Below are 12,193 nucleotides of genomic sequence, written 5' to 3'. Positions count from 1 at the left end.
CGGCATCGGCAACTACAGCGAAGCGCAGTTCGCCGCCGCCCTGCGGCGCGGCGTGCGCGCCGATGGCGCCAACCTGTATCCGGCCATGCCGTACACCGCGTATGCCGCATTGAACGATGCAGACGTGCATGCCCTGTATGCGTATTTCATGAAGGGCGTGGCCCCGGTCGATACCCCGACGCGCGAGACCGCGCTGCCCTTCCCCATGAATATCCGGGCGTCGATGAAGGTGTGGAATGCGCTGTTCCTGAAGGACCAGCCGCTGGCCCCGGCCCCGCAGCGTTCTGCGCAATGGCTGCGCGGACGCTACCTGGCCGAAGGCCCGGCGCATTGCAGCAGCTGTCATACACCGCGCGGCTTCCTGATGCAGGAGAAAACCAATCTCGCGCTCTCCGGTGCCCAGGTCGGCCCCTGGTATGCGCCCAACATCACGCCGCATCCCACGGCCGGCATCGGCACCTGGAGCCAGGATGAGCTGGTCGCCTATCTCAAGACCGGCCGCGTGGAAGGCCGTGCCCAGGCCGCCGGCAGCATGGCCGAGGCGATCACGCACAGCTTCTCCAAACTGACCGACGAGGACCTGCGCGCCATCGCCGTCTACCTCAAGGAGACCCCGGCCATCGGCCCGGACTCGTCGACGCCGCCCACGCTGGGCACGCGCTTCGAACAGGGCAAGGCCGGCAATGCGCTGGCGCAGTTCCGTGGCCGCACGCTGGCCGCCGACAGTCCCGAGGAGATCCGCGGTGCGCGCCTGTTCTCGGCCAGCTGCGCTTCCTGCCACGGCTACAACGGACAAGGTACGCGCGATGGCTACTATCCTTCGCTGTTCCACAACTCGGCCACGGCCGGCGTCAATGCCAACAATCTGATCGCCACCATCCTCTATGGTGTGGAGCGCGAGACCGAAGACGGTGGCCATGTCTTCATGCCGCCCTTCGGTGACCAGCCCAATGCGCTCAACAAACTCTCCAACCAGGATGTGGCAGCGCTGTCGAATTATCTGCTGAAGTATTACGGCAACCCCGACCTCAAGGTAAAACCCGAGGACGTGGCCGTGATCCGCGAGGGAGGCCCGCGTTCGCCGCTGCTGCTGGTGGCGCGCATCGGCATGGGCGTGGGCGCGGTGGTGGTGGTACTGCTGCTGTTGCTGGGCGCACTGATGGTATTGCGGCGCAAGCGCATCGATCCCGAGCACGACTGGAAATAATTTACCTGCAATACAAAAAAGCGCTGTTCCCCTCACAAGGAACAGCGCTTTTTTTTACTTCCTTTCTTCAACCAGACCGGATCAGGACTTGGCGTAACGCCCTTCCAGATCAGCCTGCGCACGCAGACGCTCATACTCGTTGAGCGGCATCGGCTGGGCATCACGCTCGCCCAGTTTTTCCAGCGGGATGCGATAGGTCTCGCGGGCGGACAACGCTGCCAGTGCCGACACGATGGTGATGCCGAAGGCGATGCCGCCCACGGTCAGCCAGATATTGCTGGAGCCCGGAGGTGCCACGGCGGTGAACAGTGCCGGCAGCATGGCCGTGATGGCGGTCCCCAAGTTCTGCGCGATGGCCATGGCCGAGACGCGCGAACGGGCCGGGAACAGTTCCGGATAGAAGCTGGGGAAGACCGCGTTGTAACCCTGGTAGACCACGCCCCACATCAGGATCGACATCACGAAAGCCAGTTCGACGTTGCGGATGCTGATCGCATACAGGTAAGCGAAGGCGAACAGGCCCGCCAGCAAGGAACCGACAATGATGGGCGGACGGCGGCCGATGCGGTCCGACAGCTTGCCCACATAGGGAATCACCAGCACCGCCACGATATTGCCGACCACCGGAATCCACAGGTAGACATCCTTGGCGAAGCCGATGCCATAGGCCGGCTGCACCGCATAGGCCGCGCCGAAGATGGTGGCCACCACCGGGATCACGTTCATGAGCGCCATGCAGACCACGCGCAGCATGTTGGGCGAACTGTCGCGGAAGGCTTCCACCACCGGCGAGCGGCGCTTGAGTTCATTCTTGTCGGCAGCCTTGAACAGCGGGGTTTCCTCGACGGTGCGGCGGATGATCCAGCCGGCGATGATGACCAGGAAACTCAGCAGGAAGGGAATGCGCCAGCCCCACACATTGAACTGCTCGGCCGGCATGTAATGCGCCAGCGGCAGGAACACGGCGGCCGCCAGGATCTGCCCGGCCTGCACCCCTTGCAGGGTAAAGCTGGAGTAGTAGCCGCGCCGTCCGAAGGGTGAGTGCTCCAGGATCATGGAACTGGCCCCGGAGATTTCACCGGCCACGGCAAAGCCCTGGGCCAGGCGCATGATGACCAGCAGTGCAGGTGCCCACAGGCCGACCTGGTCATAGGTCGGCAACAGCCCGACCCCGATGGTGGAAAACCCCATCAGGAACATGCACCACAGCAGCACCTTCTTGCGGCCGTGGGTGTCACCCAGGTGGCCCAGCACGAAGGCGCCGATGGGACGCGCCACATAGCCCACGCCATAGGTGGCCAGCGAGGCGATGATGGCGGTGGTCGGATCGCCCTTGGGGAAGAACAGCTGCGGGAAGATCAGCGAGGCGGCCGTGGCATAGATGAAGAAGTCGTAGTATTCGAGCGCCGAGCCGATCCAGCCGCTGGCGGCGGCCTTCTTGCTCTGCTGCGAGTGATCGCTGGAATGAGAGGATTGCATGGTGTCTCCGTGGTGTTGCCGGGCAGGCCGTCATGCTGATGCGATAACGGCCCGCCGAAATTAAGAAATGGCTGGCTCGGGGCGAACTCAGAAGCGATGCAGGATCCCCATCTGCAGTCCGATCAGGCTCTTGCCATTGATGTCGGCCCCGGCCAGGTTGCTGCCCGGTCCGGCCGAGCCGCTGAAGCGCCAGCCGGCATTGGCCTGGTTCTTCATGTAGTTGGCGAATCCATAGAGCGTGGTCCGCTTGGAGAGGTCATAGTAGGCGCCCACGTTGCCGCCCTGTGCACCACCATCCTTGTGGGAGGTGTCGACCATCACGCCGTACAGCGCGCCGATGCGCAGCTGCGGGGTCAGGCGATAGTCCGCCGAGACCTGGTAGACGTTGTAGAAGCGCTGGATATTCGGATCGTTACCGGCAAAGAAATTGTTGGGATTGCTGACATTGTTGAGGATGGTCGCGGCATTGTTGCCATTGGCGTTGGCGGTGGTGTTGTTGCTCCGTACGTAGGCCAGGTAGATCTTGCCCGGGCCGTAATCGTAGTCGGCATACACGTTATGGTATTGCACCGTATTGCTGTACAGGCCGCCGGCATTGGGTTTTGCCACCAGGCCGGCATAGCCTGCGCGATACGGGCCGTTAGTGTAATCCAGACCGAACTGATAGACACCACGGCGGCCCAGTCCCTCGCCTGCGGTCTCCGGCATGGCGTAGTGGATATCGAACTGGAAACCGGCCCAGCGCGGCGACTTCCACGACAGGTCATTGTCGAAGCGCGACGGCACGCCGAAGGTATTGATGATGGAGCCGTAGGTGGTGCGCTCGGTATAGTCGATGGCACCGCCGATGAAGAAGGGCACGCTGTTCTGGCGGCCCACGCGGAATTCACCGGCGGCCGGGGTCTTGATGCCGACCCAGGACTGGCGGTCGAACAGGCGCGTGCTGTCGGCCAGGCCGCCGGTGTCGCCGGCGAATCCGTTTTCCAGCGTAAAGGTGGCGGCATAGCCACCGCCCAGATCCTCATAGCCTTTGAGGCCGATGCGGCTGCGCAGGATGGCGCCATCGTTGAGCGCCCACAGGCTCTTGCCGCTGCTGCTGTGCATGTAGCCCAGGTACTGGTCGACCGTGCCATACAGGGTGACGTTGCTGGTGCTCTGCGCCAGGGCCGTGGTGGAGGCGGCCAGCAGCAGGCTCATGGCGACGGGCGTGCGCAGTGCGCTTGTTGGGCGGGTGGATCGTGGTGTCATGTCTCGGATCTCTGTTGTGTTTGTGGTTATGGTTGTGATGATGGTGGTGGAGCGTGACTCCCGGCACACGCAATGCGTCCCCTGCCGGCGCGCTGCGCGGCATGTTCCGAACGGGAGGAAACGGAGAGCCCGCTGCACCCTGGCGTGTTCAGGGAAGGGGCCGGTGGATCAGGATGAAGGGCGCTGCGGTGTCATGGGGTCTCCTCTGTTGTGATCATGCGGCCCGCTCCCTGAAGGGACGGTGTCGCATCGTCAAACCCGCTCGCTATGGTTTTGTTGTGGCGAGCCGGTGGTGCTGCTGATGCTGATGCTGATGCTGATGCTGATGCTGATTTCTGATTGTTGACTGCAGGTTAAGGATCGCTTTATGCGTTTACGCCGCCACCGCTTCACGCACCCGCAGGCCCCGCCGCAGTACCTGGTCGGTCACCCACTTGGCCGAGCGGCGCGCGCGTTCGGCCACCACGGCCGGCGACATCTGCAGGTAATCGTCATTGAACACTTCAAAGCTGTAGTCACCGCGATAACCGCCGCGATGCAGGCGTCGCACCATGTCGGAGAGTTCCAGCGAATGCTCGCCCTCACCGGGGAAGACGCGCAGATGGCGCGCCGTCTCCAGCCGTTCTTCCGGCGTGCGGATCTCGCGCCACATGAAATCGGACAACTGGACCATCACGATGCGGCGACCGGGAATGGCATCCAGGTCTTCCAGCGCGCCGCGATTGGCGAGGATGTGGAAGGAATCGATGACCACGCCGAGATTGGCGTGATCGGCCATCTCCACCACTTCCCAGGCTTGCATGTACTGATTGATGTGACGTCCCCAGGACAAGGCCTCGAAGCCCACGCGGATGCCCAGCGGCACCGCCAGGTTGGCCAGCTTGGCCAGGTCGCGCGCGATGTGGCGGGTGTCACCGCTGGCGTGTTGCGAGGTCGAGGAGCACACCATCAGCAGCGGCGCACCGACCGCCTTGCAGATCTGCAGCAGGTTGCGGGCCACGTCCACCTTGTAGTCGTGCAGGCTGCCCTGCAGGCCTTCGTAATCGCGCATGACCTGGATGCCGGTGACGCGCACGCCGCTTTTGCGCACCAGCTTGACGGCCGCCTCCAGCCCGCCGGGATAGCCGACCAGGTCCTTGGACCACAGCATGAGCTGCGAGAAACCGGCCGCCTTGGACGCGGCCAGTTTGGATTCCAGTCCACCCGGCAGGGTGATGGTATCCATGCCGAAATTGTCGAGGTTCACAATGCCTCCAGATGACGGAAGTCGTCAGCGGCCACGCCCGGCCAGCCGAACAGTTCGAGATACAGCGGCGCCTGCTCGATGAGCATTTCCTTGCCTTTCTGGATGCGGCAGCCCTTGGCCTGCGCCTGCACCAGCAACTGGCTCATCTCGATCTTCATGCCGCAGTCGGCGACGATGGCCTCCGCACTCACACCTTCCAGCGCGAAGGGCATCGGGTCGCCCACGTGCATGCCCAGCGGCGTGCAGTTCACCAGCAGGTCGACACCGCTGGCGTCGGGCTGCGCGAAACGCACGCGGGTCGCCGGATAGGCGGCTTCCACGCGCGCCAGCAAGGCTTCGGCGCCGGCGCGATTGGTATCGAAGACGCTGATCTCGGCGATGCCCTGCGCTGCCAGCGAAGCGACGATGGCGCAACCGACGCCGCCGGTGCCGACCACCAGGGCGCGGGTCTTGTTCCACACCAGCGGACGGTCGGCAGCGGTACGCGCCAGTGCGCGGATGAAACCTTCGCCGTCGATCAGGTCGCCCCAGACCACGCCCTCGGCATCGCGATAGACCGCATTGCAGGCAGCGGCCACACGGGCGCGCAGGGTGGCCTGTTCGACCGCCTCCAGGGTCATGGGCTTGTGCGGAATGGAGACGAAGATGCCGCCCACGTTTTCCGTCTTCATGAACATGCGCACGGCTTCGCAGTAGCGCTCCGGTTCGATCTTGAACGGGATCACGCGCGCATCCAGCCCGTGGCGCTTGAAATACGCGTTGAACAGAGTCGGTGCCTTCACCTGTTCCACCGGCCAGCCGATGACGGGGAAGATGCGGGTGGTGCCTGTGATTTCCTTCATGGTCTCAGTTCTTGTCTTTCTGGCTGCGGACCAGTTCGAAACTGACGCCGCCCTTGTAAAGCTGGGTGAGCGCACCGCGCTCGCTGATCTGGGTAGGCGCGCGGTCAACGAAGATCACGCCGCGCTCCTGCAATTGCCGCACCGCCTGCAGCACGTCGGGCGTGCCCAGGCCGAGACGCAGCCACTCTTCTTCCCACTGGATGTCTTCGGTGCCTTCCGGGGGTTCCACCAGCTGGATGTAGAACTGGCGGCAGGGGCTGGCCAGCAGGTTGCCCTTGGGCAGGATGCCGAAGAACTGTCCCTCGGGCAGCACCGAAAATCCCATCAATGACGAATAGAAGTCGATCCATTCACGCGTGCGCTCCGGCCCCACGGCCTGCACCAGGCCGAAGAAATGCATGCCCGACAGCGCCGTGGTCTTGCGCCGCTCCTGGCTGGAGGGCTTGAAGTCGACGTCGTAGATGGAGAAGTCGCGATAGCGGTCGACGAAGTAGATGATGGAGTCGCCACAGCCATGCACGCCCGGGATGTTCAGTTCCATCGCCCCGGCGCGGGTGGGAATCGGCCAGGCCCCCAGTTCGGTGACGCGGAGATAGGCCTCATTGGCATCGCGCACCCGCAGCGCGATGGCGCTCAGGTTGGTGGCCTGCACCTCATGGTCGAAACCGGACCAGGCCGATACGTCGGCGTTGACGATCACGTTCATCTCGCCCTGGGTGTAGAGCACCACTTCGCGCGAGCGATGGCGGCCGACCTGTTCGAAGCCCATGCGCTCCAGCACGGCACCCAGCGCCAGCGGCTCGGTGGTGGCGTATTCGATGAACTCGATGCCATCGATGCCCAGCGGATTGGTGGGGACAGGATTGTTTTCTATGGTGTTCATCATGATCCCGATGATTTATCTCGGAGCCGAGTATAGCCAAGCCCACCCCCTGCAAAAAGGCCGATATGAAGCAAAGCGTGCGATAATCGCGCAACTTGTTCGCCAATCACTCATTTCTGGACTTTTTTTACGATGATCGACCAAAACTCGGTAGAACTGGACATCCAGAAGCGAGACCTGATCGAAGGATTGATGAAGGGTTTTGACGTCATCACCGCCTTCACCAGCGAGTCGCCGCAGCTGACCGCCAGCGAAGTGGCCGAGCGCGTGGGCCTGACCCGCAGCGCTGCGCGCCGCTATCTGCTGACGCTGGTGCATACCGGCATGGCGGCCTCGGACGGCAAGAAGTTCTGGCTCATGCCGCGCCTGTTGAACCTGGGCCAGTCCTATCTGGAATCGGCCCGCGTGCCGCGCGCGGTGGTGCCCTTCCTGCAGCGACTGACGCAGCAGCTGCAGGAGTCCACCAACTTCTCGCTGCTCGATGGCGACGAGATCGTCTACGTCACCCGCGTCACGGCCGCGCAGCTGGTCAATGCCGGTTTTGAACCGGGCACGCGCCTGCCGGCCTACACCACCACGGCCGGCCGGGTACTGCTGGGCATGCGCGAGGATGCGGAGATCACCGCCTATCTCGACCGCGTGACCCTGATCCCGCACACCCACATGGCCATGACCGACAAGGCGGCGCTGTTTGCCGAGATCGTCACCATGCGCAAGCAGGGTTACGGCATCACCGAGAACCAGTTCGAGATGGGCATGCGCGGCATCGCCATCCCGGTGAAGAACCGCAATGGCCGCGTCATCGGTGCCCTGAGCGTGACCTCCAACATTGCCGCCTGCTCGCGCGAGGACGCCATCGCACGCGGCGTCCCGGCACTGCAGACCACGGCCAACACGCTGATGATGTGGGTATGAGGACCGTGCACAAGAGGAATCCGCGATGAGCGATGTGGAGAAAATCGACGCGCCGGAAGATGGCAGCGAGGCCGGCGAAGGCGGCCTGGCCCGGCGCGACTGGATCGCCGGACTGGAGAAGGGCTTGCTGATCCTGGAAGCCTTCGACTACGACAACCAGCGCATGACCTCGGCGCAAGTGGCGGCCCGCACCGGGCTTTCGCGCACGGCCGCGCGGCGCTACCTGCTCACGCTGGAACACCTGGGCTACCTGCACAGCGAAGGCAAGACCTTCGCCCTGACGCCCAGGGTGCTGAAAGTGGGCTGGTCGTATTTCGATTCGGCACCGCTGCCGCGCATCCTGCAGCCGCACCTGCAGCAGATCACCGGGCAGACCGGCGAGGCCGTCTATGCCAGCGTGCTCGATGGCTGGGACCTTGTCTTCATCGCGCGCAATGGTACTTCACGCGTGATGACCACCGGCTTCGTGCTGGGTGCACGGGTGCCGGCGCAACTGGCTTCACCCGGCATCGTGATGCTGGGCGCGCTGCCCGAGCAGCAGGTGCGCGAGTGGCTGGCCACCTGTGCCATGACGCCCTTCACGCCCCACACCATCACCGATCCGGATCGCCTCTACGAGCTGATCGCACAAGCGCGCCAGCAGGGTTATGCCCTGGTGGAGCAGCAATTGCAGACCGGTGTGCGCGGCATTGCAGTGCCGCTCAAGAATCGCCATGCCAAGGTGGTGGGCGCGCTCAGTCTCAGTTTTCCGCTGGCAGTGGAATCGCAGGAACAAACACTGGCGCGCGTGCTGCCCGCTTTGCAGCAGGCAGCCAATGCGCTGATCCATCAGGTGTGAGGGACCAGCGCGTGCTGCCGATTACAGGTCGGTAAAGACGGTCTCGGCCGCCAGGCGCGACTTCGGCAGCTTGGCGTTGAAGTCATCGGCACCGCTGTAGCCCAGGCTCACCAGCACGACACTGGTGAAACCCTTTTCGCGCAGGCCCAGTTCTTCGTCCAGCACCTTGGCATTGAAACCTTCCATCGGCACCGCATCCACTTCCAGTTCGGCCGCGCCCAGCAGCAGCGTGCCCAGGGCCAGGTAGACCTGCTTTTCCATCCAGTGCTGGGCATCCTTCAGTTCATAGCGATGCAGGTTGCTGTAGAGCAGGCGCGAACCGCGCTGGCCGGCCTTGGCCTCGGCGTTGACGAAACGGCCGTCAGCTTCTTCTTTCTCCAGCAGGGCTTCCAGGTGCGGTTCGCTGATGCCGGTGCGGGCGCACAGCACCAGCACGTGCGAGGCGTTCAGGATCTTGGGCAGGTTGTAGGGATAACCGGCTTCGGCAGCCTTGCCGATGCGGGCCTTGGCGGCATCGCTGGAAGCCACCACGAAATGCCAGGGCTGCGAATTCACCGAGGACGGGGCCAGGCGCAGCAGCTCGCGCAGTTCGGCGATGATGTTCTCGGGGACCTTGCGGCTGGGATCGAAGGCCTTGGTGGAGTGGCGTTTGCGGGCGGCGTGGAGCAGGCTCATGGGGGGTTCCTTGCGTTTAATGGTGTTGGCGTTGAGCATTCAATTTTGCTTAATGCTCTGAAATGCGCATCAATGATCGACTGCGGCTTGAATGACATCATCGGGCAGGATGCGGTTTCAAAAAAGCGGAGCGTGGCAGAAACATTTTCAAAAATAAATTGAAAGTAGAATGTCGACTTTGATCGACATCTTCATTGTTCCCGCTCATGATCCGCCTGGAAGACCTCGCCATCTTCGTCTGCGCCGCCGACAACGGCAGCCTCTCCGCTGCCGCCCGCCAGCACGATGTCACCCCGGCCGTGGCCAGTGCCGCCATGAAACGCCTCGAAGGCGAACTCGGCGCTCGCCTGCTGGCGCGCTCCACCCGCAGCCTGCGCCTGACACCCGATGGCGAACGCTACCTGCAATACGCCCGCAACGTGCTGGCCGAAGTCAATGCCGGACGCGATGCCGTGGCCCACGGCCGGCGCGTGGTCGGCGGCAACCTTTCGCTGTCGGTGCCCTCCGATCTCGGGCGCAATCTGATGTGCCAGTGGCTCGATGAATTCCTCGCCCAGCATCCGGCAGTGAGCCTGCAGGTGCGCATCAGCGATCGCGTGGCGGACATGTTCCGCCAGCCGGTGGAGGTGGCGATCCGCTACAGCCCGCCGGAAGATTCCAGCCTGGTGGCCCTGCCGCTGGCCCCGGACAACCGCCGCGTGCTGTGCGCCTCGCCCGACTACCTCGCCCGCCACGGCCGCCCGCGCACGCCGGCCGACCTGCGCCAGCACAATTGCCTGCGCTATCTGCTGTCGGACATGCTGCATTCGCAATGGACGTTCTTCAAGGACGGCACGCCGGTACAAGTGCAGGTCAGCGGCGACCGCGTCTGCGACGATGGCGAACTGGTACACCGCTGGGCCGTGGAGGGCCGGGGCATTGCCTACAAGTCGCGGCTGGACGTGCTGGCCGACCTGCGCAACGGAAAACTGGAAGCGCTGATGGAGGATTACCAAGGCGAGGCGTCACCGCTGAACCTGGTCTGCACGCATCGCATGAGCCTCTCGCCCACCGTGCGTGCCCTGCGTGAATTGCTCGGTGAGCGCGTTGCGCGTTATCTCACCGATCGCTAGTCCGAAGAATCAGGCCTTGCCCAGGGCACGGCGCAAACCCAGCGAAGGCAGCGCCGGCAACACCAGGCCCAGGCACAGCAGGCCCATGCCCAGCAGCAGGTCCGCCGAGAGCGTCTCGCCGAAGATCAGCGAGGACAGCGTCAGTCCCACCACCGGCACCCCCAGCATGCATACCGACACCGTCACCGGCGAGAGGCGCTGGGTCATCTGCAGCACGATCAGGAAGGTCAGCGCAGTGGCCAGCGGACCGGTGTAGGCGATCACGCCCCAGGAGTGCGGATCGGCCAGGAACGTCGGCGCGCCATCCACCAGCAGCGCCAGCACGCACAGCGGCACGGCGGCCACCAGGGTCTGCCAGGGCAGCAGGTCGAAGTCCAGCTTCACGCCCGGCGTCATCTTGATCTGCAGGATGTTCATGGCCCAGGACAGCGACGCCGCGCCCAGCATCAGGTAGCCGATCATGCTGTGCATGTCCGCATGCAGCAGCGCCGGCAGCACGATGACAGCCATGCCCGCATAGCTGCAGACGGTGGCCAGCGATTGCTGGGTGCTCAGCTTGTGCTTCAACACCAGCGCTGCGCCCGGCACCACCCAGATCGAGGTGGCATAGGCGATCAGCGAGGCGCGGCCCGGCATGACGAAGTGCAGCGCGCCGGTTACCAGCGCCGTGAACAGGCCCATCTGCAGCACGCCCACCCCGGCCACCACCGGCCACTCCTGGCGGGTGGGCAGGCGCAGCTTGCCGAGGGCTGCGGCGATGATGAAACTGAGGATGGCCGCCGACAGGAAACGGCTGGCCGCAAACCACAGCGGCGGGATGAACTGGCTGCCGAACTTCATCACCGGCCAGTTGCCGCCCCAGATGCAGATCGCCACCACCACGCACACCAGGAACAGCCGGCTCATCGGCTGCGGCCGGGAGGAAGCGGGGCTGGCGGATCGGGCGGGTGCGGCAATGGCGGTGGACATCAGGGGCTCCAGAGGGGAAACGGTACGTTGCAGCAGGCATGCTGCAACGCATCCAAACGGCTCCCATGGTAGAGAAGAGGCGGCCAATAGTGCTGCCGTATTTGATGGCAGGAAACGGTCCTGGAAGCACTTCCTGCTGCAAAACCGCGTTTTGGAAAATTATTTATCCGCGATAACGCATTTGGTGCAGCATGCACCACTGCGGGCCGCCGACCGCCCCATGTAAAAGGGGCGGCCTGCCGTCCCGCAGCAACCGCCCCGCTTTTGGTCGATATGAAAGAAAAAGCGACCAGGCGGCCGCCCAGCCTCAGCGCACGGCCAAGCCCCCCTGCCCCGGTCGATCCAGGGTGAAGACCCCGACCAGATTGACCAGCTTGTCGGCCTGCTCCTGCAGCGACTGCGCGGCGGCGGCGGCCTGTTCCACCAGGGCGGCATTCTGCTGGGTGGTTTCATCCATCTGGGTGATGGCTTCACCGACCTGTTCGATGCCGGCGCTCTGCTCGTGGCTGGCGGTGGCGATCTCGCTGACGACCGTGGAGACGCCCTGGATGCTGGCCACCACTTCCTGCATGGTCTGCCCGGCCTGCTGCACCAGATGGGTACCGGCATCGACCTTGCCGACCGAGTCATCGATCAGCTGCTTGATCTCCTTGGCAGCTGCGGCCGAACGCTGGGCCAGCGAGCGCACTTCGGAGGCGACGACGGCAAAGCCGCGCCCCTGCTCACCGGCGCGCGCGGCTTCCACGGCGGCATTCAGGGCCAGGATATTGGTCTGGAAG

At 64.1% G+C, this 12,193-nt stretch carries 12 protein-coding genes; 4 read left to right on the top strand and 8 right to left on the bottom strand.

The genetic code is table 11. The features are described 5' to 3' along the window. A partial coding sequence (locus B3873_RS20430; protein WP_286868656.1) for a cytochrome c occupies positions 1–1,207 on the top strand: 1,207 nt, incomplete at its 5' end. An 81-nt stretch (positions 1,208–1,288) separates the two neighbouring features. Here B3873_RS20430 and B3873_RS20425 read toward each other — a convergent pair. From B3873_RS20425 to B3873_RS20405, 5 genes are all read right to left on the bottom strand, one after another. After that, positions 1,289–2,686: an MFS transporter gene (locus tag B3873_RS20425; RefSeq protein WP_286868655.1), complete on the bottom strand. Its 1,398-nt coding sequence runs from the start codon at positions 2,684–2,686 to the stop codon at positions 1,289–1,291. Positions 2,687–2,773: 87 nt separating this feature from the next. Beyond that, positions 2,774–3,883 (bottom strand): porin, encoded by a 1,110-nt coding sequence (locus B3873_RS20420; RefSeq protein ID WP_286868657.1) that lies wholly within the window; start codon positions 3,881–3,883, stop codon positions 2,774–2,776. A gap of 424 nt (positions 3,884–4,307) precedes the next feature. After that, positions 4,308–5,180 carry a sugar phosphate isomerase/epimerase family protein gene (locus tag B3873_RS20415; RefSeq protein ID WP_286868653.1) on the bottom strand — a complete coding sequence of 291 codons (873 nt, stop codon included), beginning with the start codon at positions 5,178–5,180 and terminating at the stop codon, positions 4,308–4,310. Then, on the bottom strand, positions 5,177–6,022 hold the full coding sequence (locus tag B3873_RS20410; RefSeq protein ID WP_286868651.1) for a shikimate dehydrogenase family protein: 846 nt from the start codon (positions 6,020–6,022) through the stop codon (positions 5,177–5,179). The genes B3873_RS20415 and B3873_RS20410 overlap by 4 nt, the downstream gene beginning before the upstream one ends. Before the next feature lie 4 nt (positions 6,023–6,026). Then, positions 6,027–6,908 carry a 4-hydroxyphenylpyruvate dioxygenase gene (locus B3873_RS20405; protein ID WP_286868649.1) on the bottom strand — a complete coding sequence of 294 codons (882 nt, stop codon included), beginning with the start codon at positions 6,906–6,908 and terminating at the stop codon, positions 6,027–6,029. 129 nt (positions 6,909–7,037) lie between these two features. On the opposite strand from B3873_RS20405, the gene B3873_RS20400 reads away from it, so the two are divergent. Both B3873_RS20400 and B3873_RS20395 read left to right on the top strand, forming a co-directional pair. Beyond that, complete coding sequence (locus B3873_RS20400; protein ID WP_039787035.1) at positions 7,038–7,820, top strand: IclR family transcriptional regulator domain-containing protein; 783 nt, start codon at positions 7,038–7,040, stop codon at positions 7,818–7,820. Positions 7,821–7,845: 25 nt separating this feature from the next. After that, complete coding sequence (locus B3873_RS20395) at positions 7,846–8,658, top strand: IclR family transcriptional regulator domain-containing protein (RefSeq protein WP_051156421.1); 813 nt, start codon at positions 7,846–7,848, stop codon at positions 8,656–8,658. Between the two features lie 21 nt (positions 8,659–8,679). On the opposite strand, the gene B3873_RS20390 is transcribed toward B3873_RS20395, so the two are convergent. Further along, positions 8,680–9,333, bottom strand: a complete 654-nt coding sequence (locus tag B3873_RS20390; protein WP_039787033.1) for an oxygen-insensitive NAD(P)H-dependent nitroreductase NfsB — start codon at positions 9,331–9,333, stop codon at positions 8,680–8,682. A 206-nt stretch (positions 9,334–9,539) separates the two neighbouring features. On the opposite strand from B3873_RS20390, the gene B3873_RS20385 reads away from it, so the two are divergent. Next, complete coding sequence (locus B3873_RS20385) at positions 9,540–10,445, top strand: LysR family transcriptional regulator (RefSeq protein ID WP_034330560.1); 906 nt, start codon at positions 9,540–9,542, stop codon at positions 10,443–10,445. A 9-nt stretch (positions 10,446–10,454) separates the two neighbouring features. On the opposite strand, the gene B3873_RS20380 is transcribed toward B3873_RS20385, so the two are convergent. Continuing rightward, the gene (locus B3873_RS20380) at positions 10,455–11,414 is read right to left on the bottom strand and encodes a DMT family transporter (RefSeq protein WP_286868647.1); all 960 of its coding nucleotides are present in this window, start codon (positions 11,412–11,414) and stop codon (positions 10,455–10,457) included. 307 nt (positions 11,415–11,721) lie between these two features. After that, positions 11,722–12,193 (bottom strand): methyl-accepting chemotaxis protein (locus B3873_RS20375; protein ID WP_286868646.1); only part of this gene is annotated, 472 nt, incomplete at its 5' end.

Source organism: Herbaspirillum sp. UBA812 (assembly GCF_002296545.1).
Classification (GTDB): Bacteria; Pseudomonadota; Gammaproteobacteria; order Burkholderiales; family Burkholderiaceae_D; genus Herbaspirillum; species Herbaspirillum huttiense.
Note: the sequence above shows the minus strand (reverse complement) of the source record. Positions and strands in the feature narration are given on the sequence as shown.

Excerpts from the sequence above, each read along its gene's own strand:
- B3873_RS20425 (WP_286868655.1), bottom strand. The coding sequence starts at position 2,686 with ATGCAATCCTCTCATTCCAGCGATCACTCGCAGCAGAGCAAGAAGGCC.
- B3873_RS20420 (WP_286868657.1), bottom strand. The coding sequence starts at position 3,883 with ATGAGCCTGCTGCTGGCCGCCTCCACCACGGCCCTGGCGCAGAGCACC.
- B3873_RS20410 (WP_286868651.1), bottom strand. The coding sequence starts at position 6,022 with ATGAAGGAAATCACAGGCACCACCCGCATCTTCCCCGTCATCGGCTGG.
- B3873_RS20405 (WP_286868649.1), bottom strand. The coding sequence starts at position 6,908 with ATGATGAACACCATAGAAAACAATCCTGTCCCCACCAATCCGCTGGGC.
- B3873_RS20400 (WP_039787035.1), top strand. The coding sequence starts at position 7,038 with ATGATCGACCAAAACTCGGTAGAACTGGACATCCAGAAGCGAGACCTG.
- B3873_RS20395 (WP_051156421.1), top strand. The coding sequence starts at position 7,846 with ATGAGCGATGTGGAGAAAATCGACGCGCCGGAAGATGGCAGCGAGGCC.
- B3873_RS20390 (WP_039787033.1), bottom strand. The coding sequence starts at position 9,333 with ATGAGCCTGCTCCACGCCGCCCGCAAACGCCACTCCACCAAGGCCTTC.
- B3873_RS20385 (WP_034330560.1), top strand. The coding sequence starts at position 9,540 with ATGATCCGCCTGGAAGACCTCGCCATCTTCGTCTGCGCCGCCGACAAC.
- B3873_RS20380 (WP_286868647.1), bottom strand. The coding sequence starts at position 11,414 with ATGTCCACCGCCATTGCCGCACCCGCCCGATCCGCCAGCCCCGCTTCC.